The 25,645-nt window shown below is 51.9% G+C and carries 21 protein-coding genes and 2 tRNA genes; 8 read left to right on the top strand and 15 right to left on the bottom strand.

What is annotated here, in order from left to right; all coding sequences use genetic code 11:
- Positions 1-5: 5 nt before the first annotated feature.
- Positions 6-875: an EamA family transporter gene (locus G3I67_RS11535; RefSeq protein WP_163655479.1), complete on the top strand. Its 870-nt coding sequence runs from the start codon at positions 6-8 to the stop codon at positions 873-875.
- Positions 876-888: 13 nt separating this feature from the next.
- Here the strand turns inward: G3I67_RS11535 and G3I67_RS11530 are convergent, their stop codons facing one another.
- Positions 889-2,346 (bottom strand): phospholipase D-like domain-containing protein, encoded by a 1,458-nt coding sequence (locus G3I67_RS11530; protein ID WP_163655477.1) that lies wholly within the window; start codon positions 2,344-2,346, stop codon positions 889-891.
- Positions 2,347-2,394: 48 nt separating this feature from the next.
- Between G3I67_RS11530 and G3I67_RS11525 the strand changes: the two genes are divergently transcribed.
- Positions 2,395-2,470, top strand: a tRNA-His gene (locus tag G3I67_RS11525).
- Between the two features lie 36 nt (positions 2,471-2,506).
- Here G3I67_RS11525 and araD read toward each other — a convergent pair.
- The 5 genes from araD to G3I67_RS11500 all read right to left on the bottom strand — a co-directional run bounded on the left by araD (position 2,507) and on the right by G3I67_RS11500 (position 8,426).
- The gene (araD, locus tag G3I67_RS11520) at positions 2,507-4,246 is read right to left on the bottom strand and encodes an L-arabinonate dehydratase (protein WP_163655476.1); all 1,740 of its coding nucleotides are present in this window, start codon (positions 4,244-4,246) and stop codon (positions 2,507-2,509) included.
- A 40-nt stretch (positions 4,247-4,286) separates the two neighbouring features.
- The gene (locus G3I67_RS11515) at positions 4,287-5,855 is read right to left on the bottom strand and encodes an ArnT family glycosyltransferase (protein WP_163655474.1); all 1,569 of its coding nucleotides are present in this window, start codon (positions 5,853-5,855) and stop codon (positions 4,287-4,289) included.
- A 69-nt stretch (positions 5,856-5,924) separates the two neighbouring features.
- Positions 5,925-6,809: an alpha/beta fold hydrolase gene (locus tag G3I67_RS11510; RefSeq protein ID WP_311197099.1), complete on the bottom strand. Its 885-nt coding sequence runs from the start codon at positions 6,807-6,809 to the stop codon at positions 5,925-5,927.
- Complete coding sequence (locus tag G3I67_RS11505; protein ID WP_163655472.1) at positions 6,806-7,189, bottom strand: hypothetical protein; 384 nt, start codon at positions 7,187-7,189, stop codon at positions 6,806-6,808. The genes G3I67_RS11510 and G3I67_RS11505 overlap by 4 nt, the downstream gene beginning before the upstream one ends.
- A gap of 19 nt (positions 7,190-7,208) precedes the next feature.
- Positions 7,209-8,426: an ABC transporter substrate-binding protein gene (locus G3I67_RS11500; protein ID WP_163655470.1), complete on the bottom strand. Its 1,218-nt coding sequence runs from the start codon at positions 8,424-8,426 to the stop codon at positions 7,209-7,211.
- A 162-nt stretch (positions 8,427-8,588) separates the two neighbouring features.
- Here G3I67_RS11500 and G3I67_RS11495 point away from each other — a divergent pair, with 162 nt between their 5' ends.
- On the top strand, positions 8,589-10,661 hold the full coding sequence (locus G3I67_RS11495; RefSeq protein ID WP_163655468.1) for an acetate--CoA ligase family protein: 2,073 nt from the start codon (positions 8,589-8,591) through the stop codon (positions 10,659-10,661).
- A gap of 3 nt (positions 10,662-10,664) precedes the next feature.
- Positions 10,665-11,900: an MFS transporter gene (locus tag G3I67_RS11490; RefSeq protein ID WP_311197098.1), complete on the top strand. Its 1,236-nt coding sequence runs from the start codon at positions 10,665-10,667 to the stop codon at positions 11,898-11,900.
- Here G3I67_RS11490 and G3I67_RS11485 read toward each other — a convergent pair.
- Positions 11,889-12,647, bottom strand: a complete 759-nt coding sequence (locus tag G3I67_RS11485; RefSeq protein ID WP_163655466.1) for an SDR family oxidoreductase — start codon at positions 12,645-12,647, stop codon at positions 11,889-11,891. The two genes, G3I67_RS11490 and G3I67_RS11485, sit on opposite strands and share 12 nt — an antisense overlap.
- Positions 12,648-12,760: 113 nt before the next feature.
- On the opposite strand from G3I67_RS11485, the gene G3I67_RS11480 reads away from it, so the two are divergent.
- Genes G3I67_RS11480 through G3I67_RS11465 form a run of 4 tightly spaced genes read left to right on the top strand, consistent with a single transcriptional unit; the run spans position 12,761 to position 16,155 of the window.
- A complete protein-coding gene (locus tag G3I67_RS11480; protein WP_163655464.1) occupies positions 12,761-14,233 on the top strand; it encodes an amidase in 1,473 nt (490 codons plus the stop codon).
- 2 nt (positions 14,234-14,235) lie between these two features.
- Positions 14,236-14,964: a tetratricopeptide repeat protein gene (locus G3I67_RS11475; protein ID WP_163655462.1), complete on the top strand. Its 729-nt coding sequence runs from the start codon at positions 14,236-14,238 to the stop codon at positions 14,962-14,964.
- 1 nt (position 14,965) lies between these two features.
- Positions 14,966-15,751: an SDR family oxidoreductase gene (locus G3I67_RS11470; protein ID WP_163655460.1), complete on the top strand. Its 786-nt coding sequence runs from the start codon at positions 14,966-14,968 to the stop codon at positions 15,749-15,751.
- Between the two features lie 8 nt (positions 15,752-15,759).
- Positions 15,760-16,155, top strand: coding sequence for a dihydroneopterin aldolase (locus tag G3I67_RS11465; protein WP_163655458.1), 396 nt, complete (start codon positions 15,760-15,762; stop codon positions 16,153-16,155).
- 6 nt (positions 16,156-16,161) lie between these two features.
- On the opposite strand, the gene G3I67_RS11460 is transcribed toward G3I67_RS11465, so the two are convergent.
- The 8 genes from G3I67_RS11460 to ppk1 form a co-directional block, all read right to left on the bottom strand.
- Entirely contained in the window at positions 16,162-17,034 is an 873-nt protein-coding gene (locus G3I67_RS11460; protein WP_163655456.1) for a GGDEF domain-containing protein, read from the bottom strand.
- 23 nt (positions 17,035-17,057) lie between these two features.
- On the bottom strand, positions 17,058-19,412 hold the full coding sequence (locus G3I67_RS11455; protein ID WP_163655454.1) for a YgiQ family radical SAM protein: 2,355 nt from the start codon (positions 19,410-19,412) through the stop codon (positions 17,058-17,060).
- A 114-nt stretch (positions 19,413-19,526) separates the two neighbouring features.
- A tRNA-Pro gene (locus G3I67_RS11450) sits at positions 19,527-19,603 on the bottom strand.
- Positions 19,604-19,659: 56 nt separating this feature from the next.
- Positions 19,660-20,442, bottom strand: coding sequence for a phosphate ABC transporter ATP-binding protein PstB (gene pstB, locus G3I67_RS11445; protein ID WP_163655453.1), 783 nt, complete (start codon positions 20,440-20,442; stop codon positions 19,660-19,662).
- Positions 20,443-20,480: 38 nt separating this feature from the next.
- Positions 20,481-21,368 carry a phosphate ABC transporter permease PstA gene (gene pstA / locus G3I67_RS11440; protein ID WP_163655451.1) on the bottom strand — a complete coding sequence of 296 codons (888 nt, stop codon included), beginning with the start codon at positions 21,366-21,368 and terminating at the stop codon, positions 20,481-20,483.
- Positions 21,365-22,303 (bottom strand): phosphate ABC transporter permease subunit PstC, encoded by a 939-nt coding sequence (pstC, locus tag G3I67_RS11435; protein WP_163655449.1) that lies wholly within the window; start codon positions 22,301-22,303, stop codon positions 21,365-21,367. The genes pstA and pstC overlap by 4 nt, the downstream gene beginning before the upstream one ends.
- An 11-nt stretch (positions 22,304-22,314) precedes the next feature.
- Complete coding sequence (gene pstS / locus G3I67_RS11430) at positions 22,315-23,355, bottom strand: phosphate ABC transporter substrate-binding protein PstS (protein WP_163655448.1); 1,041 nt, start codon at positions 23,353-23,355, stop codon at positions 22,315-22,317.
- A 151-nt stretch (positions 23,356-23,506) separates the two neighbouring features.
- Positions 23,507-25,612: a polyphosphate kinase 1 gene (gene ppk1, locus G3I67_RS11425; protein WP_311197097.1), complete on the bottom strand. Its 2,106-nt coding sequence runs from the start codon at positions 25,610-25,612 to the stop codon at positions 23,507-23,509.
- Positions 25,613-25,645 lie beyond the last annotated feature (33 nt).

The raw sequence follows: 25,645 nt of genomic DNA, 5'->3' as shown, positions 1-25,645 counted from the left end.
GATGTATGTCTCTTTCGAACTCGCATTCTCCACGCACTGTTCTGCTTCCGGTTTTATCCCTACTTGCAGCCATCCTGTCCCTCTGTGTCGGAACATCATTCGCAAAGTCGCTCTTTCCTGAAGTCGGGGCGGCCGGGACAACAACCTATCGACTTGTATTGGGCGCTCTGATTCTGGTGATCTGGCAACGGCCCTGGAGATGGGCCTTGGACGCCAATGCCGCCTTCAGAATATTCCTCTATGCAGCATCGCTGGGCTTGATGAACCTGGTTTTCTATATGTCATTGCGAACACTGCCGCTGGGCATTTCGATTGCACTCGAATTAGCCGGACCGTTGACGCTATCGATCGTGCTTTCCCGCAAAGCGATCGATTTTCTCTGGATTTTTTTCGCTTTGTTTGGCCTGTCCCTTCTACTACCAATCACTGACCTCGGAAGTGAGCTCGATCCACTAGGCGTGATATACGCATTGGCCGGGGGGATGTTCTGGGTGCTTTATATTTTGTTCGGCAAACGTCTGGGTGGTTTGCCATCAGGACAGTCGACATCGTTGGGACTGGTGATGGCCGCACTATGTGTTTTGCCATTCGGGATCGCGGAAGCAGGTGTCAAGCTGATCGATCCTGTTTACCTTGTTGCAGGACTTGGGGTGGGTATTCTGTCGAGCGCTTTGCCTTACTCACTCGAAATGAATGCGCTGAAGGGACTTTCGGCTAAAACATTCGGCATGATGTTATCCATGGAGCCCGCCATTGGTGCGTTAACGGCGGCTGTTCTTTTGCAAGAGCATCTGGAGAGGATGCAATGGGTGGCGATCCTTTGCATCATCATTGCCGCAGCGGGTTGCGCTGCGACGGCAACACGCAAAACCTAATCCGGCGAGCGAATCACAAGTATGGCGAGGCTAGCCAGACTACCCTATTGCGCAATCTGATCAGGAAAGGCTGACGACGCTCTGCGTCCAGCGTAACGAGTGTTGACGTGGAAATCGCAGCATCGATGCGCGCATCCAACTGTTGCGCCAGTTGTCGATCATAAACCTCGATATCCAGCTCGAAATTCAATCTCAGGCTTCGCGGATCAAGATTCGACGATCCGACATAGGACCAACTGCCATCGACCGTAAATAATTTCGAATGATCAAACGTGCCGGAAGATCGCCAGATTCGACAACCGGTTTGCAGCAACTGATCGAACTGGGCAGACATCGCCGCGCTGACGAGCTTGAGATTATTTGCGCCAGGGATCACGATATCGACAATCACACCACGACGTGCAGCAGTCGCTAGTGCGGCAATCAAAGGCTGATCAGGCAAAAAATACGGCGACTGGATTCTGACGTGGGTTTGCGCGACGGACAAAGCACCCATGAGCATTTTGTGCGTATTGCCAATCGTGCTGTCCGGACCCGAAGGCACGCATCGAATCGGAACGCCGGGCTCAAGCTCATTGGCCAACACATTGGAAAACCAGGCATCGCCGGTGATTTTCTCTTGCGTTGTGAAATGCCAATCGTGCGCAAAATTAACCATCAACTGATGAATAATCGGACCACCAACCTGGAAATGAGTGTCATGCGTAACGTGCTCTTTGGCAATGGCCGTCATGAACCCCGCACGAATATTCATGCCTCCGGTAAATCCATGCATGCCATCGATGACCAATAATTTACGATGGCTACGCAAATTGGCATAAACAAGCCTGAGGCCAATAACCGGGCGCATGAACAATGCTGTTCTCACCCCCCCCTTTTCCAGCATTCGAACAATAGGCGGATGGGAATATTTGGATCCAACCGCATCGATCAAAACCCTGACTTGTACACCACGCTTGACTGCATCGATCAATGCCCCGGCAATTTTCTCGCCTATCGGATCATGATCAAAAATGTAGCTTTGCAAGGCGATCGATTTTTGAGCCGATTCGATCGCTTCCAGCATGGCCGGGTAAGTTTCATCACCACCATTGAGCAATTTAATCCGATTAAATCCAAGCAATCGGAAATCAGTAACACGATCGCCAAGCTGCCTGAGCGCAGCGAACTGGGGACCGGAAACATCGACAACATCGTGAGCGAGCACGCGGTCGATCACCTCTTCGGGATACATATTGCTTGAGCGCAGTTGGGATACACGCTCTTTTCGGATCCTGTTGATCCCTGCCACCGCATACAAAAACGGCCCGAGAAAGGGTGAAAACAGCACCACGCCAACCCAGCCAATCGCTGCCCGGACATCTTGCTTGGTCATGGCGGCATGCACCGCAGCAACAGCACTTAGTAGCCCCGAAAGCACAAAAAGTATGTGCGGCCAGTAGATCAAAAACAGTTCTTTCGCTTCAGTCATGGTCCCGAATCAATTTTTTTCCAAACATGCTAAACTTGCAGTCCTGCGGTGGCTGTAGCTCAGCTGGTAGAGCCCCGGATTGTGATTCCGGTTGTCGTGGGTTCGAGCCCCATCAGTCACCCCACCGATTTAAAGGGCGGCATTTGCCGCCCTTTTTTCGTCAGTAGATATCAGGCTCCGGCACCGGAGCACCAAAGTCGGTGCGTAAAAAGTCAAAATCGCACCCCTCGTTAGCCTGCTGGATATGTTTTGAAAACATCCAGCCATACCCACGCTCATACTTCGGTGCAGGCGGTGTCCATGCGGCTTTGCGACGCGCCATCTCTTCATCCGAGATTTCAAGCCGGATGCTTCGTGCCGGTACATCCACCGTAATCATGTCCCCGGTTTTCACCAAGGCCAAGGGCCCACCGATATAGGATTCGGGTGCGATGTGAAGCACGCAGGCACCATAGCTCGTTCCGCTCATGCGCGAATCGGAAAGACGCAACATATCCCGCACCCCTTGCTTGACCAGTTTTTTAGGCATCGGCAACATGCCCCATTCCGGCATGCCGGGTCCGCCCTGAGGGCCGGCGTTGCGCAACACCATGACATGATCAGGGGTCACATCCAAATCATCATTGTCGATAACAGCCTTCATGGATGGATAATCATCGAACACGATGGCCGGTCCAGTGTGCTTATGCAAATGAGGCGGACAAGCACTCGGCTTGATCACACAACCATCCGGCGCAAGGTTGCCTTTGAGCACGGCCAAGGCACCTTCAGCATAAATCGGGTTATCCACCGTACGGATCACATCATCGTTATAAACACCTGCGCCTTCAATATTTTGGCCAAGCGTCTTGCCGGTGACGGTCAAGGTGTCCAGATGCAAATGCTGGCGAATCCGGTTCATCAAGCCCGGCAACCCCCCGGCGTAGAAGAAGTCTTCCATCAAATACGTGTCGCCGCTCGGACGCACGTTCGCAATCACCGGAACGATGCGGCTGAATCGATCAAAATCATCTAATCCAATATCGACACCTGCGCGTTTTGCCTGAGCAATCACGTGAATGATCGCATTAGTCGAACATCCCATCGCCATGGCCACTGCAATCGCGTTTTCAAATGCCGCATGCGTCTGGATCTTTGCTGGGGTGAGATCCTCCCAGATCATGTCGACAATGCGACGTCCGGATTCGGCACTCATGCGCACATGATTCGAATCCGGGGCGGGGATCGATGAAGCGCCAGGTAAAGTCATGCCCAAAGCTTCGGCAATCGCAGTCATGGTGCTGGCCGTCCCCATGGTCATGCAAGTGCCATGGCTACGCGCGATGCCGCCTTCGATTTCGATCCAGTCTTTTTTATTGATCAACCCTGCGCGCCGATCATCCCAATACTTCCATGTATCCGATCCGGATCCCAGCACTTTGCCATGCCAGTTACCGCGCAGCATGGGACCCGCCGGAACATAAATGGCGGGTAGGCCAACACTTGTCGCACCCATCAATAGAGCGGGAGTGGACTTGTCGCAACCTCCAAGCAACACCACCCCATCTATGGGATGGCAACGCAACAGTTCTTCCACATCCATGGCAAGCATGTTGCGATAAAGCATTGTTGTCGGCTTGACGAAAACCTCCGCGACCGACTGGGCAGGCAACTCGATCGGAAACCCGCCAGCCTGTAGAACGCCACGCTTGACGTCTTCAACGCGCTGCTTGAAGTGAGTGTGACAGGGATTGATATCGGACCACGTATTGATAATCCCGACAACCGGCTTGCCGGCCCAGTCTTCAGGGGCATAGCCCATCTGCATCGCGCGCGAACGGTGTCCGAACGCACGAAGATCATCGGGAGCAAACCAGCGTGCGCTACGCAACGTCTCTGGAGTTTTAATTCGTTTACTCATTTGTCACCTACACACGTCATTGATTTTTAGATGTAACCATTTAACCGGCCGGGCAAAATTTGGACTTGAATTTCGCATCCGTCACGATTTTCCAGGTCGTACCTTGATTTTGCTGCACAAAAAAGGGTTCGCGTTCTTTCAGGATATCCCAGTAAATCGGCATTTGGTGATCTCCTCGTATCCAGAAGACCTGATTGTCCGTCTTGCACATACCGGGCAGCAATCCGTCAATATTAATCAACGTCTGCTTACCCGTCACCGGATCGAACTGTGCTGCATCCGCGAGTTCGTTGCGCCAATTATCCCGTTTCGTCAGTCCGGGCCAATTTTCAACTACCCACGCCGGCTTTTTAGAGTCCGCATAAAAAGCCAGGTCGAAGGGGTAATTCATCAGATAAACCATCGTATCTTCAGGCTTGAATTCGGCAGAGATCCTCTGCCCGGTCTCTTGAGCGCTGTCAGACTGGATAAAGCGGAAAATGCCGATTGAAATCAGGCACACTATGACTGAGGCAACCACAAAACCACCGATCAGGCGCATGGTCGTCGAGCCTTTCGCGCCATGAATCCCTCGGTACAACACTTCAGCTATCAGCGCAGCCATCGGCGCAAGGGCCGGCAAGGTGTAGCCGATCAACTTCGATGCAGGAATGGAAAAGAAGACCGTGATAATCAAAATCCAGATCAACATCAGAAATTTCAATTCACTTCCGTCTTTTTTCCAGAAGTCCGGCTTGAACAACCAAGGCAAAACAAAAGACCAAGGCAATGTCATCCCCAACAGAACCGGCGCGTAAAACCAAATCGGCTGAGGATTATTGAAGGACTGGCCAACAAAACGCTCAAACTGTTGATGAACGAAGTAATAGTCGAAGAAGTCGGGGAATTTGTGCTGCATGTACCAGAACCATGGCACGGCAACGACCAGAAACATCAAAATGGCTGCTGGCCACAACAACACGCCCAGTTTGCGCCATCGGCCGGTCAGCACAAGCCAGAAAAACAGCACGCCACCAGGCAGAACAAGTCCGATCAAGCCCTTTGAAAGCACAGCCAAAGCCGCGCATGCTGCGGCACCAAGCGACATCATTCGATAAGGTTCGCCGGCCAGAGAGCGAAGCACGGCCTCTGCGCCCGCAATTACGGTCAGGCTGATCATGCCGGCAACCAGCATATCCAGATTCGCGTATTGGGCACCCCCATAGAAATAGGGCATGGTGACCAGAACCACAAGCGCCAGCGTGGCTTGCTCGACTCCTCGATGTTTGCGCATGAAAAAATAGAGGGCCAATGCACTGAACCAGGCGGCAAGAACCGACGGCAGGCGCGCAGACCATTCATGCACACCGAATACCATGAAGGCTATTTCATTTAGCCAGTAGAAAAGCGGTGGTTTATGAAAATAAGGCATCCCGTTCAACAGCGGGACCCAAAAACTGTCGGAGCGCAGCATGTCGTAAGCGACACCTACATAGCGCCCCTCATCAGGAAGATGTAATTGACGCACCCAAGCAAGAAACCCCAGCCAAAAGCCGGAGCCAAGCACAACCCAGGGGATCGCCCGGGGTTGCAGGGCAAACCCCCACAGGCGGCAAAGTAATTTATTCATGAACAAGTAAGATGACAAAGCTAGTGCGATTGTAGGGTGTTCCGCACAAACTTGGGAGCCGTCCGATGTTCAAGCCGCCTTTGACCGAGCAAGCATTGCTTGCTCAAGCACTGGAAGAAGATAAGTTTTAAAGGTTTCAGGATCTTCGCTCATCGGGAAATGCCCCATGCCGCGCATGATCTGCCATCGGGCCCCCTCGATCGTATTGCCCAGAAACTCCGTATCTTGAGGCGTGCAGGAATAGTCGTACTCCCCTGTCAGTAGCCAAAGGGGACATTTTTTGGTGTCGATTTTTTTTACCCGGTCCCGAATATCGCCATCCTCGGTGTAAAAAAACAGGTCACCCTTGAAAACACCCGGACCACCTTGCATATAGTGCCAAAGTGTTTCCCAACGATGGCCTGACGGACTTGCCGGACCGATGAGTCCGGACACTATGCCGGCACAGACCTCGCCACCATGCACATCCGAACGATGCAACCACTCCAGATCGTAGTAGGGGTCGACATGTGCACCAGACTGCAAGCCGATTGCCGCCCCAAACCTTTCCGGATGCTCCAGCGCCAGATGCAGGACGATTCTGCCCCCGATCGAACAACCCATTACGATAGGTTGATCCAGTTCCAACGCATCAGCAACGGCCAAAATCGCCTCGGCATAATCCTTGGAAGATAATTTGTAGCTTGCGTCCTGCCAACCAATCGGTGGCGATGACTTGCCATGCCAAGGCAAGTCAAATGCGATTACCCTGAAACGGTCAAGAATCTGCGGATCATTTTGAATCGCTCGATACTGTCTTGTATCCGAACCCGCAGTGTGCAAACACAACAATGGCACACCGGATCCTGACTCCTCCACATAAACACGATGCGCTTTTCCTTGAATGTCCAGATGCAGATACCGCCCTGTAATCGGCTCCACGCGCACTTTTGCCGGGTGATTGACTGAATTCACTTTGATGTTTCCGCCTGACGCACGGATGCCAGCACATCCTTGAAATAAAGCAAATGAGACATGATGGGATAAAGGTCGCCTTCCATCTTCAGATACTTGAACTTGACCATCGCCATCAGGTCGTGAAACCCCGGCGCAGGCATCGCCTGCCAAAAAGCGGACCATGCATCGCTGGACGCACGCATCGCAAATTGCCAATTGGCCTGCACAAAGGGACCCTTTCTTACGGAAGTGATACGACCTTCATGGATGACGATCAAAAACTGATCGTCGCCGGTTTGAAACAGAAAAGTTGTGTCGACGTGACGGCCCCGCCAAACCAGACGCTCGTTCTGATTCACTAAGCGAGACAGTCGCGTCAACAAAATATCATCATGCATAGCGATATCCCGGGCGTAATTATTTCTTTGCCACCAAAGGACATTTGCTTTCAGACAACGGGTTGAAAGCCTGATCGCCGGGAACGGTTTTGACGATTTTGTAGTAATCCCAGGGACCTTTGGATTCCTGGGGGCTCTTTACCGAAACCAGATAGGTATCATGAATCAGCTTGCCATCCGGACGCAGCTTCGCGTTACGTGCAAACGCATCGCGAATGGGCATCTCGCGCAGAGTCGCGATGACATCATCAACATGGTCACTTTTCGACTTTTCGACTGCACGCAGATAATTCAGAACCGCAGAGTATTGGCCGGCCTGTAACGCGGTAGGCATTTTGCCCAGCTCTTTATGGAACCGTTGTGCGAACTTGCGGGTTTCATCATCCATATCCCAGTAAAAGGTTTCCGCAAAATTCATGCCTTGTGCTGCCTGCAACCCAACACCATGGACATCGGTGATGCTCATCAACATAGCGACAAGCTTTTGCTTTTTGCCCAGGCCGAATTCATTTGCCTGCTTGATCTCATTTTGCAAATCCGCACCCGCACTGGCGAAAGCCACTGCATCGGCGCCGCTAGACTGCGCTGAAATCAGGAAGGAAGAAAAGTCATTTCCGGGAAAAGGATAACGCGAAGATCCTGCGACCGTTCCGCCACCTTCCTTCACAAAGCGCATGCCATCGCCTTCAAGCGAATGGCCGAAGGCATAATCGGCAGTGACGAAATACCATTTTTTGGCACCTGCTTGTACTAAAGGCAAGGTTCCGACCTTAGCTAGGGCATAAGTGTCATAGACCCACATCACGTTGCCGGGCTTGCAATCCTCGCCGGTAATGCGACTTGCGCCCGCACCCGTAACCAAAGTCATTTTCTTCTTTTCCGCTGCGATGTTCATCACAGCCAGAGCAACAGCACTATTACCCAGCTCGCTCACTACATCCACGCCATCGCGATCAAGCCATTCGCGCGCTCTCGAAGCGCCTACATCTGCCTTGTTCAGGTGATCCGCACTCACCATTTCAATCGGTTTACCCAAAACTTTGCCGCCAAAGTCCTCGATCGCCAATTTGGTCGCGAGCACCGAACCCGGCCCGACGTTGCCCGAGTATGCACCCGACATGTCTGTCAACACACCGATCTTGACAACGCCTCCGGAAATCTTGTCCTGGGCGTGTACTGGCGCGACTCCGATTGCTGCAGCCGCGATCAAGGCAGAAATTGCCGATAGTTTGAACATGATGATTGTCTCCCTTTGGATGAGGCCATTAACATGGCTGTTTATTTATATTTATTTGTCCATCTTAAGCCATTTTTGCCGAAGATGACTGGACACAACGGAATCCTGTTTCCTATTATCCTTAGTAATCAATTTAAAAAGCTCCATTAGCAGAAACGCAGCATGACAGACAAAGAATTCGCTCAAGCCTTGTTTTCACCCCGTGCGATCGCGCTTGTTGGCGCCTCGGGCAACCTAAAGAAAAATACGGCCAGACCGATGCGTTTCATGCGCAAACACGGCTTTACAGGAAAGATCTACCCAATCAATCGCTCGCAAAGTGAAATCATGGGCGAGCAGGCCTATGCCGATCTGGCCGACCTGCCGGGTCCGATCGATCAGGCCTTCGTCATGGTCGCAAGTGATCTGGTTTTGCCGATGCTTGAACCGATCGCCAAAGCGGGCGCAAAAGTCGTGACCATATATTCCGACGGATTCGGCGAAACAGGCCCTGAAGGCATGGTCGTACAGAACGCGCTGATTGCACGCGCACGCGAACTTGGCATGCGCGTCATCGGACCGAATAGTATTGGCCTGGCGGATTTACATAGCGGCATGATCCTTTCGGTCAATGCCGCATTCGAAGCTGAGTCACTGATTGCCGGCGAGCTCAGCCTGGTGTCTCAAAGCGGCTCGATGATGGGCTCACTGTTGGCGCGTGCGGCGGCTCGCGGATTCGGTTTCGCCAAATCAGTTTCTGTCGGCAATGAAAGCGACGTTACGGTCGGCGACATCATCAATGCGCTAGTCGACGATCCGGACACCAAAACGATTCTGCTGTTTCTCGAAACTATTCGCAACGCTGCGGTGATGGCGGCGGCGCTCGAGCGGGCCCGTGCGCACAACAAACCCGTGATTGCGTACAAAATCGGACGCTCAGAACAAGGCGACTCGCTGGCACAATCTCATACCGGAGCCTTGGCAGGTAACGATGTAGCAGTCGATGCCTTTTTGCAGGCACATGGCGTGATGCGAGTGCGCAATCTCGAAACGCTGTTTGAACTGGCCCCGCTTGCCCAGAAATATCTCGGCAAAGCCGGCTCCCATCCTAAGCCCGCACGCGTGGCAGTCATCACCACCACCGGAGGAGCCGCAGCAACTGTTGTCGACAACCTCGGACTGATGGGCATGGTCGCGGTGGCGCCACCGCCGGCTTTTATCGACCATATGGCAAGCAGGGATATCAAGATTCGGGAAACCGCCATTATCGACTTGACGCTTGCGGCAACGAGCGCGCAGTACAAAGACCTGCTCGAGCAACTACTGCAAACCGATTGGTGCGATGCTGTCCTAAGCGTGGTGGGGTCTTCAGCCCAGTTTCATCCCGAGCTAGCTGTTAAGCCTCTGGTCGAATCTGTGAAATCCGACAACAAACCTTTGGCTGTTTTCCTGGCTCCGGAAGCGACTGCATCACTGGGCTTGCTTCAGAAGGCAGGTATTGCCGCATTTCGCACGCCTGAATCATGCGCGGATGCGTTATCGGTATTTTTCAGAAACCGTGATCCCGCGCCTCCTGAAATCGCAACAATCTCATGGCCATCGGATTTACCCAAGCACGGATTATTAACGGAATATGAAGCGAGTCGTGCCTTTACCGCACTTGGTTTAACGACCGCCAAATCGCAAGTAATCCCAGTCGACCAGACATCCCATCAGGTTCCCTACCCTGTCGTGGTCAAGATTTCTTCACGCGACATTCCACACAAGACCGAAGCCGGCGGCGTACGAGTCGGAATCAAGGATGATCAGGAGTTCGGACAAGCCGTATCTGAGATACGCGAAAATGTTCGCAAGTACGCCCCCAATGCGCAGCTTGATGGACTGCTTGTACAGCAAATGGAAGGTAGATTACTGGAGTTGATTCTCGGATACCGCAACGATGCCTTGGTAGGCCCGACCATCATTTTGGGTGCGGGAGGCATAACAGCCGAGATTTCACCCGACTTCGCCATCAGGCTTGCTCCGGTCACCATCGAACAGGCACGCGCGATGATCGACGAGGTTCGCATCACGGCACTCATAAAAGGTTTCAGAGGCTTACCCACCGGCGACATCAATGCGCTTGCCCAAACTGTAGTCGCTTTCTCGAAATTGGCCGCAATTTCCGAAGTGGATATCCAGGAAGCGGAAATCAACCCTCTTTTTGTTCAGAAAGACAAGGTCATTGCCGTCGATGGACTCATCAGATTAGGTTAAAAGGTGAATCAATCCATCCCACCTGCAGAAGCGAGCCCGAAAGCGCTTACGCATTTTCTGGGCATCAGCCAGATTTGCACTTGGGGGGCATTCTATTATGCGTTTCCGCTGATCGCAGTGGTGATGCAGAATGAACTTGGTTGGTCAAAATCCGACTTGTACGGCGCACTCACGGCAGGCTTACTTTTGTCGGCATGCCTCACCTATCCTGTCGGCCTCGCAATCGATCGGGGATACGGCCGCCAAGTCATGATGCTGGCATCTCTTGGCACGGCTGCGTTGATGGTTGCGTGGTCTTTCATTCACGATCTGACCCTCTTCTATCTGGTCGCATCCGCCCTGGGCGCGCTGCAATCAGCCATTCTGTACGAACCTGCCTTTGCGGTACTGGCGCGTCGAGTCGGGCCGCTGAATTCCCGAAAGGGAATCACATCAATCACGCTATGGGGCGGTTTTGCCAGCACAGTTTTCATTCCGATCGAACAGTTTTTGCTCAACCACTGGGGATGGCGAGAATCGCTCTGGGTGTTGGCCGGCGTCTATTTGGCATGCGCCGTAGGTTTTCTGTACTTTATTCGTCCGGAACTTGATGTGATCCATGCCACACATTCAACCGCACGTGCCGAAAACAAGGCGCGTGATAAAAGCATAGTCCATCAAGCTTTGCGCGGTCCTACCTTCTGGCTGCTGATGATTGCGCTCACCATCTATGCGTGCATGATGTCGACCTTTACTTTCCACATGTATCCCATGCTGCAGGAAAAAGGCATTTCTACTGTCGAAGTCGTTCAAGTCATTGCCGTCATCGGCCCGGCTCAAGTACTTGGACGCGTTTTAATCAGCATGTTTGCGACCAGCGTATCGATGCGGGCCATGGGATCCATACTGGTCGGATTGTTTCCCATTCCGTTTGCAATGCTGATGACCGACTCGCAAAATGTGTGGTTTCTTGCCGGTATTTTTGGCCTATACGGAATCACCAACGGCATCTTTACGATCGTACGTAGTCAGGTTGTCCCTGAAATGCTTAGCCAGCATGCTTACGGTGCACTCAATGGCCTGTTGACGATTCCGGTCACGATCGCCAGGGCAATGGGACCGGTCATTGCAGCCTGGCTTTGGGCCATTAGCCAGGACTATCAAACAGTGTACGAGGCTATCCTCTGGTCCTCACTATTGCTTGCGCTGACATTCTGGGCCGCCAATCAGGCCAGCCAACGCCCACAATCAAAAATGTGACATGTACCCGCCATCGACGTGGATAATTTCCCCCGTGACATAGGATGCTGCGTCGGAGGCGAGAAATGCCACTGCGCCGGCGATTTCACTGGGCTCGCCCCAGCGTCCGAGAGATGTGCGCTTTTCGAGCATTTGTGCAACAGATTGATCGGCGACTACTTTGGCATTGGTTTCAGTGGCAAAAAAACCGGGAGCAACACCGTTTACCGTAATGCGATGCTTGCCAAGATCGGCGGCCATTGCTCGAGTCAACGCAGCCAATCCCCCCTTTGAAGCCGTATAAGCCGCATCGCCCGAGTTTGAAATCGATCCTGCAATTGACGTGATGTTGATTAAACGTCCGGGCTTGCCGGCATCAATCAAATGCCCGGCAACGAGGCGACACAACATGAACGGACCGATCAAGTTGGTATTGAGTATGTCGAGGATATCTTCATGTGAAAAGTCGAACAGACCCCGGCGATCTCGTTTGCCCACATTATTGACGAGGATATCGACCGGACCGATCCGATCGATCAGGGACTTGAATGCATCGGTCAAGCCCGATTCCTCGGACACGTCATATCGCCAGCATTGTGCTTGAACTCCACGACTCTCCAAGTGGGCAAGCGCGGCATCCAACGCCTCGTCGCGACGACCGTTCAAAACGACTTTAGCCCCTTGAGAAGCCAGTCCGTAGGCTATTTCCAACCCAAGCCCCCTGGCACTACCGGTTATCAACGCAGTTTTTCCCTGAAGCGAAAACATTCTTAACATTCCTTACTTTTCGACAAGTGGACCAAGTGGTCGGTGGCACTGACGATTCTATTGCTTTATGCTGTCATGCATAGAAATTTCGACTTTTAAAGGCTGGTTGTCTCATGTCCGCATCAGTTCACTCCTCTTCCGTCTCCGGTGCAAACGAGATCGTATCGATGGATGCCTGCGCGCTATCTCGCGCGATTCACGAAAGAAAAGTATCCTGCGTGGAGGTTACTGACGCTTTCCTCACGCAAATAGACCGGATCAACCCGAAAGTTAACGCGATCGTAGCCATGACTGATCGGGATGAAGTCCGCAAACTTGCCGCCGAACGCGACGCTCAACTCGATAGAAACCAAAGCATGGGGCCACTGCATGGTTTTCCGCAAGCGCCTAAGGATATCTCGCCTGTCGCCGGAATGGTGACGACTAACGGCTCTCCCATTTTTAAGGGACAAATCACGACAACCGACTCCGCCGGCAACGGCCGATTGCGCTGCGCAGGCGCTGTCTTTATCGGTCGAACCAATTCACCCGAGTTTGGCCTAGGTGGGCATACCTTCAATCCGATCTATGGCATCACCCGCAATGCGTTCAATCAAGCCAAATCGGCCGGTGGCAGCAGCGGTGGAGCCGGTGTCGCCGTGGCGCTCAATATGCTGCCCGTAGCTGACGGTTCGGACATGATGGGCTCTTTGCGCACGCCTGCCGCGTTCAACAACGTATTCGGTTTCAGAACATCAGTTGGCTGCGTGCCAAGCGGTCCGGGCGAAGAAGTGTTCATGCAACAGTTCAGCGTAGTCGGGCCGATGGCTCGCAACATTCCGGATTTGGCCATGTTACTTTCGGTTCAGGCTGGATTTGATCCCAGACTTCCTCTGACTCGTCGTCAGGATGATCCAAAACAGTTTCTGCAGCCGCTAGAAACTGATCTAAGCGGCAAGCGCATCGGATGGCTGGGCGATCTGGGCGGGCATTTACCGATGGAAGACGGCCTGCTGGAGGTCACTAGAAAATCCCTCGATTACTTTAAACAAGTGGGCTGTTCTGTTGAAGAAATCACGCCACAATTCGATTTCGAAAAACTGTTCCAGGCCTGGTTGAACCTGCGCAGCTTTACCTTTTCAGGCACAAATTTCGCGCTTTACGACAATCCCGAAAAGCGCGCGCTTCTGAAGCCTGAAGCCGTGTGGGAGATCGAGCGCGGTCTCAAACTATCGGGCCTGGATGTATTTAATGCATCCAAAGTACGATCCGCCTGGCATCAAACGTTACGTCTTCTATTCGAGCGATTCGATTATTTTGTGATGCCGGCAACGCAAGTCTTTCCTTTCACAGCCGAATTGCATTGGCCTGCTGAGATAGCCGGTAAAAAAATGGATACTTACCATCGCTGGATGGAGTCGGTTGTCCCCGTGACGATGCTCGGTCTTCCAACTTTGGCGGCACCGGCCGGATTCGGTCCGAACGGCCTGCCTGCAGGCATTCAGTTGATTGGTCCGCCGCAAGCGGACTGGTCGGTGTTACAAATGGGTCATGCGTATGATCAGGCAAGTGGTTTTGCCAAAATGCGCAGCCCACTTCTGGATTGAGCATGAACAATAGATTTTTCTGTGCCGTGGTCACCGTGGCGCTTTCACTGACGATTTCCGGATGCGCCTTGCAGTCCGGCACTGTGGCCGAAGGCCTCGCCTATTATGATGCGGGCGAGTATAAAAACGCGATCGGCATTTTAAAAAGCCTTGGCCAGGACGGAGACTCGCAAGCCCAGAATGCACTAGGTGTCATGTATGAAAATGGCCAAGGCGTTGATGTGGACTACAAACAGGCTTTATCCTGGTATGAACTTGCCGCCGCTCAAGACAACGATAGCGCACAGTTTCACATCGGCATGTTGTACGCTCGCGGAATGGGCGTGCAGCAATCGCATGTTGAAGCACTGAAATGGTTCAGGCGTGCAGCGGTCAATGGTAGCTCGAACGCTCAATACCAACTTGGCATGCAGGCACTCAAGGGACAGGGCGAACCGGTCAATCCGCAGCAGGCCTTTATCTGGTTTAAGCAGGCATCCGCGCAAGGCGACTCTCAAGCACAGCTTCAATTGGGTACCATGCTAGCCAATGGTTATGGGATTAGACAGGATGTTGTACTTGGTTATATGTGGCTTGAAATCGCGGGCGGAATGGATGAACCTGTAGCTATTCAGGCTACTCAGCTATTGGCCGACAAAATGTCCAAGAAAGATATCGCATTAGCTCAAAAAATGGCTCGACAGTGCATCAAGCAAAACTACAAGGCATGCGACCGCATTGCGCGAAACTAATATGACTGAGTCTCGAAAAATTGCACTTGTCACCGGAGCGGGAAAACGTCTGGGGCGACATATCGCACTGGAACTGGCTCAAGCCGGCTGGGACATCATCGTGCATTATGGTCAATCCCTTGAGCAGGCCAGGGAAACAACCGAACTCATCCGTCGGATGGGTCGCAGCGCGGTTGAAATTCAAGCCGACCTTGGCTTTGAAGATCAAGTGAATGGCCTGATCACCCGATGTGAAAAAGCTTTGGGCATACCGGACTGCATCGTCAATAATGCCTCGCTATTCGACTACGATACTGCGAACGATTTCTCGTATGGCCAACTGGAACGGCACATGCGCATCAATACGGCAGCCCCGATCGCGCTTGCACGCGACCTGCACCAGGCACGGCTTCGAAACGCCCGCAGTCCATCTGGTTCGCATCCCGCCGTAGTCATCAATTTACTGGACCAAAAGCTGGCAAACCCGAATCCCGACTTTTTATCCTACACCCTATCCAAAGCAGCCTTGCACGAAGCGACCACTTTATTGGCCCAAGCGCTTGCGCCGCACGTGCGTGTTGTCGGGCTTGCCCCGGGCATTACCTTGATTTCCGGCGATCAATCACCAGACAGCTTCGCACAATCGCATAAAATGACGCCTCTAGGGCGCTCATCCACCCCGAACGACATCAGCGCGGCAGTGCTATACCTAGCCACTGCCCACGCCATCACTGGCACCACGCTATATGTCGACGGAGGTCAGCACCTGCAACCATCGGAACGTGATGTCATGTTCCTGACATCTTGAAACCTTCAATGACCTTCAATACCCTGCCCACCGCCGCACTCGCCAACTGTCGACGACTCTTTCTCAAGGACTATGTCATCAACATGAACATTGGCGTACATGAATTCGAAAAAAAGGGCGAGCAACGCGTCGTCGTCAATGTCGATCTCTATGTACCGCTGGAATTGAATACTCCGACCAATGATGACCTGAAAGAAGTCGTGGATTACGATTTCATGCGCCAGACAATTTCCGACATCATCGCGTCAGGCCATATTCATTTGCAAGAAACGCTCTGCGATGAAATCGTCTCTCGCATGCTTGCCCATCCTCTGGTGCATGCTACGCGCGTATCGACAGAAAAGCCCGATGTCTATCCGGATTGCAATGGCGTAGGCGTGGAAGTGTTTCGCAGCAAGTATTGAAAGTCCTCAGGCAGTACCTTTCGAAGTCGCTTCATCGATTGCAGCACAGTCATCCCAGATGCTGACACAGTTTCGACCGGCATGCTTTGCCCTGTACATGGCTTGATCGGCACGTTCCAGTTGCTGCTTGAACAAGCTCTCCTGATTGAATGACTGGATTTGAGCCGGTTCAAATATCGAAACGCCCAGACTAATCGTGATTCTGATTGGCTGGGCGGCCGAAGTAATATGTTCGATTGCCGCAACTGAAGCGCGGATTCTTTCTGCCGCGTCCATCGCGCGACTTTGAGTGGTGTCAGGCAATAAGATCACAAACTCCTCGCCCCCCACTCGTCCAAAAAAATCATTCGCACGCAACATGGTCTGACAGGATTGAGTCAGGCTTTTAAGAATTTCATCGCCTACTTGATGCCCATACTGATCATTGATGTGCTTGAAATGATCGATATCCAATTCGATCACAGCCATGGGCATTCTGGTTCGAAGCGATCGCTCGATTTCCAATACTCCCAAACGCATGATTTCTGAACGGCTGATCGCATGCGTCAATGAATCCAACCGGTTCAACGCATCCAGTTCCTTGTTTTTATTGTTCAATTCAATTAAAGCGCGTCGAACCGTAAATAATCCGAAAAACAACAACAAAGAAATCACGAAGGATGCGCCAGAATCGAAAAGCGCAAAACTAGGCACTGGAGGCTCGTGAAATATCCAGATCGCACCAAAGCGTCGACCTAGCATCAATAACAAACCGAGCGACAACACAGCCCAGCTCATTCGGAAACGCTTCAGATACCTGAAGCCCGAAATACAGATCAGGACCGCAGCGCCTTGCGCAATCAACGCCAATACATAAAGACCGAATACCAAATATTGCATGATGTTCAATCCATTATTCATGGTTATTTTTTACGGCGAGGCGGCAATCCGGTGTGTTGTGTGAGCACACGCCCTCTTGTCACCCCGGATGATTTGCCGGCGGAACCTGTATGCACTTTCTTCACACCGACTGATTTAGTGGCGATTGTGCTGTTTTTGCGACGAGTACTGGTGTAGCTACCATCGGTTTGAGGTTGATAAAACGGAATCAAATGGTTTTTACCATTGCCAATCAGATCGGCACGTCCCATCATTTTTAAGGCTTCTCTCAATAATGGCCAATTATTAGGGTCGTGATAGCGCAAAAATGCCTTGTGCAGCCTACGGCGTCGCTCGCCGCGGACAATATCGACAGACTCGCTCGTGCGGGTAATGCGCCCCAAGGGATTGCGTCCGGAATGGTACATCGCTGTCGCGGTCGCCATCGGACTAGGATAAAAGGTCTGTACTTGATCCGCCCTGAATCCATTGCGCTTGAGCCACAAAGCCAGATACATCATGTCCTCATCGCTGGTGCCGGGATGGGCGGCGATGAAATACGGCACGAGAAACTGCTTTTTACCGGCAGCCAGACTGTACTTCTCGAACATCTGCTTAAACTTGTCATAGCTGCCAATTCCCGGCTTCATCATTTTGGATAAAGGTCCGACTTCGGTATGCTCCGGTGCGATCTTTAAATAACCGCCCACGTGATGTGTCACAAGCTCTTTGACATATTCGGGCGATTTCACGGCTAAGTCGTACCGTAAACCGGATCCGATCAGGATTTTCTTAATCCCGCGCAGTGCTCGGGCGCGGCGATACATATGAATAAGCGGACCATGATCGGTATTCAGATTCTGGCAAATATCCGGATACACGCAACTTGGCTTGCGACAAGCACTTTCAATCTCGGGGCTCTTGCATCCGATCCGATACATATTGGCAGTAGGCCCACCCAGATCCGAAATCACCCCGGTAAAGCCCGTGACTTTGTCGCGTATTTCTTCAATTTCCCGAATGACCGAGTCTTCGCTTCGACTCTGAATAATGCGACCTTCGTGCTCGGTGATCGAGCAGAATGTGCATCCGCCAAAACATCCTCGCATGATATTGACGCTAAAGCGGATCATTTCCCAGGCGGGAATCTTCGTCTCGCCGTCATGACTGCCATTTTGATCGGCATAAGCGGGATGAGGACTACGGGCATAGGGCAGATCGAATACCAGATCCATCTCTTCGGTGGATAAGGGAATCGGGGGGGGATTGACCCACACATCACGTGCAATGTGCCCTGTTCCATGAGCTTGCACCAAAGCGCGAGCATTACCGGGATTGGTCTCCAGATGCAGCACCCGGTTTGCGTGGGCGTAGAGAACAGGATCAGACTTCACTTGCTCGTAGGATGGTAGCCTGATGACGCTACGATCTCTTGGCGGGACTTTGAAACTGCCCTTTCCGCGCAATGCAGGGTTTGGCACAAAATTCAAAGGCTTAGTACCTGAAGATTTCACGGACGATGCCGCACTACTTTTGGCATTCGCCGCCACTGCAACTTCACGGGCCTCTTGTTCGCGCGCGCAAGTTTCACCAAGCGATGCGGCCTGCTCGCTCACCATCAAATAAGGATTAACGTGCGCTTCGACACGACCAGGCAAATCAATGCTGGTCGAATCGATTTCGAACCAGCCCTCGGGTGTTTCACGTCTGACAAACGCAGTGCCACGCACATCGGTGATTTGATGAACGGGTTCTTTGGCGGCAAGACGATGTGCGATTTCGACGATTGCTCTCTCGGCATTGCCATACAGCAGCAAGTCGCACTTGCTATCGACGACAACTGATCGACGCACTTTATCGGACCAATAGTCATAGTGCGCGATGCGACGAAGCGAACCTTCAATGCCACCTAATATGATCGGAACGTCCTTGTAGGCCTCGCGGCAGCGCTGACTATAGACAAGCGCGGCACGGTCCGGACGCTTGCCGCCGATATCGCCCGGCGTATAGGCATCGTCACTTCGTATTTTGCGATCCGCTGTATATCGATTGATCATCGAATCCATGTTTCCGGCCGTGACACCAAAAAACAGATTCGGCTTGCCCAGTACTTTGAAAGGATCGGCACTTTGCCAATCCGGCTGTGCAATGATCCCTACTCGAAATCCCTGGTTTTCAAGCATCCGGCCAATGACCGCCATTCCAAAGCTCGGATGATCTACATAGGCATCGCCCGTAACAATGATGATGTCGCAACTGTCCCACCCTAATTGAGTCATTTCTTCGCGACTCATGGGTAAAAACGGGGCTACACCAAAACGTGCCGCCCAGAACTTCCTGTAGCTGCCCAATGGTTTGGCATCACGCGGGAACAGGGAGACGTCGGCGTAAGAGGTCATATTGTTGCTAACTGATTGATTTCTAGTACTTTACACGCTTACGGCGCGAAAAAAGACAGAGAGGAAGGATGAAAATAAAAAAGCCAACTGCAAGAGTTGGCTTTTTATCAAAACTGGTCGGGGCGGTGGGATTCGAACTCACGACCCTCTGCTCCCAAAGCAGATGCGCTACCAGGCTGCGCTACGCCCCGAAGACAAAGATCATAACAGAATTCGTGATTCTCCGCTAACCGGAGAAATCCTCCGATTAGCCAAATCGACCGGTAATGTAGTCTTCAGTTTCCTTCTTGCGCGGTTTGATGAAAATCTGGCTGGTTTCGCCAAACTCCATCAGTTCACCCAGGTACATATATGCGGTGAAGTCCGAGCAGCGGGCAGCCTGTTGCATATTGTGGGTGACGATCACGACCGTATAGTCTTTTTTGAGCTCTGCAATGAGTTCTTCGATTTTGGCGGTCGAAATAGGGTCAAGAGCCGAACAAGGCTCATCGAGCAAAAGAACTTCAGGCTTGATCGCCACGCCACGCGCAATGCATAAACGCTGCTGTTGCCCCCCGGACAAACTATTTCCACTTTGGTGCAACTTGTCTTTCACTTCATTCCATAGGGCAGCCTTGGTCAAGGCCCATTCGACACGTTCTTCCATCTGGCCTTTGCTCAAACGTTCGAACAACTTCACCCCGAAAGCGATGTTATCGAAAATGCTCATGGGGAAAGGAGTCGGTTTTTGAAACACCATGCCCACTTTCGCACGCAACAAGGAAATATCCGTTTTGGTCGTCAGCAGATTCTCGCCATCCAATACGATTTCGCCCTCGGCGCGCTGTCCGGGGTACAGCTCAAACATGCGGTTGAATGTGCGCAATAGTGTCGATTTACCGCAACCGGAAGGTCCGATAAATGCCGTCACTTTATTTTCCGCAATCGACATGTTGATGTTGCGCAGAGCGTGAAATTGGCCGTAATAAAAATTCAGGTTGTTGACCTCGATTTTCGAACGGTTCGCTACGTTGTTTGCAATGGTATCCATGTTCAGTATCGTTTTGGTTAACTGATTTTGATCAATCATCAGTGTTTACGGAATAAGTTACGAGCGATGATATTGAGCACGAGCACGGCTAGCGTGATCAGCGTCGCACCCGCCCAGGCCAGCGTGTTCCAATCTTTGAAGGGACTGGCGGCGAACTGGAAAATCACAACCGGTAAATTGGCAAGTGGCTTGTTCATATCGAACGACATGAACTGGTTATTTAATGCGGTAAACAACAATGGAGCCGTCTCTCCCGCAACACGCGCAACAGCAAGCAACACTCCGGTAATGATGCCCGAACGCGCGGCGCGATAACAAACCATCACAATCATGCGCCACTTGGGACACCCGAGAGCAAAGCAGGCCTCACGCAATCCGTTAGGCACCAGCATCAGCATGTTGTCGGTCGTGCGGACCACGACGGGTATCACCAGAATAGCCAGGGCAAATGCACCCGCCCAACCGGAATAATGACCGACCTGAGAAACATAAACAGCATAAATAAACAGACCGATCACAATCGATGGCGCCGAGAGCAACACATCATTCAAGAATCGGGTGGCAGGAGCCAACCAGCCTCGCTGACCGTATTCGGCCAGATAAGTACCGGCGAGAATTCCGATTGGCGTCCCTATCAGCGTACCCATTCCCACCATGACCAAACTGCCCAGGATCGCGTTGAGCAGACCGCCTGCCTGCCCCGGAGGAGGTGTGCTTTCTGTCAGCAGCGAAAGCGAAATCGCGCTTCCACCTTTGATGAGCAGCACAAGCAAAATCCAGCACAACCAGAACAGTCCGAATATAAGGGCCGCCATCGACAAGCCGATCATAATCCGATTGGTCAGGCGACGCCCTCTATATACCCAATTGTCTGAATTAATGGCGGACGCCGGCGGTTTGAGAGTCGTTTTGATGGTGATATTCATGACTTCTTGCCTTCAGATTTTTCCATGCGCAACAACATCATCTTTGCCAATGCCAAAACAATCGTAGTGATCAGAAATAGAATCAGACCCAGTTCGATCAGGGCTGATTTTTGCAGGCCACCTGCTTCGTTGAACTCGTTAGCCAATGCGGAGGCGATCGAATTGCCCGGATCGAAAAACGAGCCCGGCATACGGAAAGCGTTACCGATAACAAAGGTCACCGCCATCGTTTCGCCAAGCGCTCTGCCCAGGCCAAGCATGATGCCCCCGATGACGCCAGAACGCGTAAACGGCAACACGACCTTCCACATCACTTCCCAGGTAGATCCGCCCAGACCATATGCAGACTCTTTGAGCATGGGCGGGACGATTTCGAACACATCACGCATCACCGCAGCAATAAATGGCGTAATCATGATCGACAGGATCAATCCGGCCGTAAAAATACCGATACCGAAAGGTGCGCCGGAAAACATCCAGCCAATTCCAGGCAAGGGACTTAATACACTGATCAAGCCTGGTTGAACGTATTCCTGAAAAAAAGGAACAAAAACAAACAAACCCCACATGCCGTAGATGATCGATGGAATCGCGGCAAGCATTTCAATCGCTGTGCCAATTGGCCGTCTCATCCAGGCAGGGGCTAATTCGGTCAAAAACATCGCTATACCGAAAGAAACCGGTATAGCGACTGACAGAGCCACAAAAGAAGTCAACAATGTGCCCATGACCGGAACGAGTGCGCCAAACTCACCCTGAACCGGATCCCATTCGTTGGTCCAGAGAAACGAAAGACCGTACTTGGACAGCGTTTCCTGGCTTCCGTATATCAGCGAAATCATGATGGCAGCCAGCAGGCTGAACACCAGAAACGCAAAAATACGCGTCACATGCTTGAAAAGTGCATCTTGCAAGGTTTGTGAGAGGATTTTCATGGGCGGATCATTTACTTCAACAATGGCTGGCCATCAGCTTTAAGATTTGCTTTCCAGGCGGCACGGATCTTGTCGGTCACGTCCTTGGGCAGAGGGACATAATCCAGATCAGCGGCGGTCTTGGCGCCTTTCTCGAACGCCCAGTCAAAGAAGGCAACGGTGGCGCGTCCATTATCGGCTTTGGCCTGATCCTTGTACATCACGATAAAAGTGGCACTCGTAACCGGCCATGAATCCGCACCAGGCTGGTCGGTCAGTACAACACCCATGCCGGGCTGACTTTCCCATTTTGCGTTTGCGGCTGCGGCGGCAAACGACTTCTGTTCAGGCTGAACGAAGTTGCCGGCCTGGTTCTTAACTTGCGTCCAGGACAATGCGTTTTGCTTGGCATAGGCGTATTCGACATAGCCGATCGAATTCTTCAATTGTTTTACATACGCAGCAACGCCTTCGTTACCCTTGCCACCCTGACCTGCGGGCCACTTGACCGCTTTGCCTTCGCCAACTTTTTCTTTCCAGTCGGGTGAAACCTTGGCGAGATAATTAGTCCAACCGAAAGTTGTGCCCGAACCATCCGAACGGTGTACCACCACAATCGCGCTTGAGGGCAACTTCACATCCGGGTTCAAAGACTGGATGGCCGGGTCGTTCCACATTTTGATTTTGCCAAGATAGATGTCAGCAATCACCGTGCCGGTCAACTTAAGCTGACCAGGCTTGACGCCTTCAATATTGACCACGGGAACCGTTCCGCCAATGACTGCGGGAAACTGCAACAAACCGATCTTGTCGAGTTGCTCACCTTTCATCGGATCGTCCGTTGCGCCAAAGTCGACTGTCTTGGCCGTGATCTGCTGAACACCACCGCCTGAACCGATCGACTGATAGTTGACTGCCTTGCCGGTGGCAGATTTATAGTCGGCAGCCCACTTTGCATAGATCGGGAAAGGAAATGTCGCACCTGCGCCAGTAATATCGGTTGCATTGGCGGAAAAAACAGCAGCACCTAACAACAAGCCAGCTGAAATTTTGAGTATTGCGCGCTTCATCATTTGCGTTACCTTTTCGTTCGAAAAAAAACAGAAACTACAAGAATGAAGACATCATATGTGTCAAAAGTGACGGGATTATGACAGTCACAAACTAAAAAAGCCTCATTGAGGCTTTTTTAGTTTTAAGCAAATTAAGTCGTAACCAATTGATTTAATTATGATTACCCAACAAATTCATTAATTTTTGGTGCAAATTAAAGGCTTGCCGCCGGCTGCGTAACTTTGCGTAGTCTCCGTCGGGTTGTTGCAGCCATGCCAAGCGATTGTCTTTGAGCGCATAGGTAAAAGCCTCGTCGATGACGCGTTTTTTAAGTGCCTTATCCAACACGGGAAAGGCAAGTTCAACTCGGCGAAAAAAGTTTCGATCCATCCAGTCGGCAGAGGAAAGGTAAACAGATTCCTGACCGTTGTCATAGAAATAAAACACCCTTGAGTGCTCAAGAAAACGGCCGATGATCGATCTCACAGTGATGTTTTCTGACAGTCCCGGCACGCCGGCGCGCAAAGCGCAAACGCCACGGATAATCAAATCAATTTTTACGCCCGCCTGACTGGCTTTATAAAGCTCCTGAATAACGGTAGGCTCAAGTAGTGAATTCATTTTGGCCATGATGCGCGACTTTTTACCGGCCCTGGCGGCCCTGGCCTCAGCCCGGATCATCGCTACCACTGATTCATGCAATGTGAATGGAGACTGCAATAGATATTTAAGTGAACGTCTCGCCCCCAGCCCAGTTAATTGCGAAAACACTTTATCCATATCCTCGCACAGCTTGGGCTCGGCCGTCAGCAAACCGAAATCGGTATACAAGCTTGCGGTGCGGGGGTGGTAATTGCCGGTTCCGAGATGTCCGTATCGACGGATACGACCTTTTTCGCGACGTAATACCAGCGCCATCTTTGCGTGAGTTTTGTGTCCGACGACACCGTAAATCACATGCGCACCGACCTCTTCAAGCTTGGACGCCCAGTTGATATTCGTCTGTTCATCGAAACGCGCCATCAACTCCACCACCACGGTCACTTCCTTGCCTGCTTTAGCGGCTACAAGCAACAATCGCATCAATTCGGAATCTTCACCGGTTCTATAAATCGTCTGCTTGATCGCGACAACATCCGGATCAAATGCGGCGGCGGTCAAAAAATCGATGACCGGCTGGAAGGATTGGTAAGGATGGTGCAAAAGTCGATCCGCTTTGGCGATTGCTTCGAAAATCGCAGAGGGGCGATTAGCCAATGCATCAAAAGGCGCAGGCACCGGGCCGCGGAACTCGGGAAACAACAGGTCCGGACGCTTAACCAACGTGCACAGCTGCATCAGGCGCATCAAATTTGCGGGTCCGTTGACGCGATACGTATCTTCACGCGTCAAGGAAAACTCCTTCTGAAGAAAGGCCTCGATATGAGGAGGAGTCAACTGATCGATTTCCAGTCGCACCGCCATACCAAAGTTGCGCTGTGATAATTCTCCTTGCAAGGCCTGGCGCAAATTGGTGACTTCTTCTTCGTCCACGAACAAATCGCTGTTTCTGGTGACGCGCCACTGATAGCAGCCCTGCATCTCCATGCCCGGAAACAACTCGCCGACAAACGCTCTCAATAGCGAAGTCAGCAGGATGAATCCGTTTGGAACACCCGAAATAGCCGGCGGCATTTTCATCAGCCGCGGCAAGGCTCGTGGCGCCTGAACGATTGCGATGGTCGACTTTCGACCGAAGGCATCCTCTCCGGACAACGGCACAATGAAATTCAGACTTTTGTTGTAAACCCTTGGAAAAGGATGAGCAGGATCCAGTCCGATTGGAGTCAATAGTGGCATGACATCGCGCATAAACACTTCATGCGCCCAAGCAGACTGCGCTTCATCCCATTCGGACGCATGGTGCAATATGACCCCCTCGGCTTTCAACAAGGGATAAATGTGATCATTGAGTACCGAATACTGCTTGGTCACCATCTCATGCACCACCAACTGCACCTGTTCGAACGCCTCCGCCGCGGTGAGTCCGTCCGGACCTTTTAAATTGGGTTCCTGCGCCTGTTGAGCCTTCAAACTGGAGACTCTGATCTCGAAAAACTCATCCAGATTCGAACTGACAATACAGACATAACGCAATTTTTCCAGCAGCGGCGTGTCGGGATGCTCCGCCATCGCCAGAACGCGCTCGTTGAACTTGAGCAAGGACAATTCGCGATTCAGCAGCAAAGGTTCGGATTTTTTGCGTATGGGTGCAGTTTTTATTTCTGAAGTATTCACTTTCGATTTCAATTGTTAAGTTGATTCTGTTCT

It is taken from the genome of Sheuella amnicola, from assembly GCF_010499255.1.
GTDB lineage: Bacteria > Pseudomonadota > Gammaproteobacteria > Burkholderiales > Burkholderiaceae_B > Zwartia > Zwartia amnicola.
Note: the sequence above shows the minus strand (reverse complement) of the source record. Positions and strands in the feature narration are given on the sequence as shown.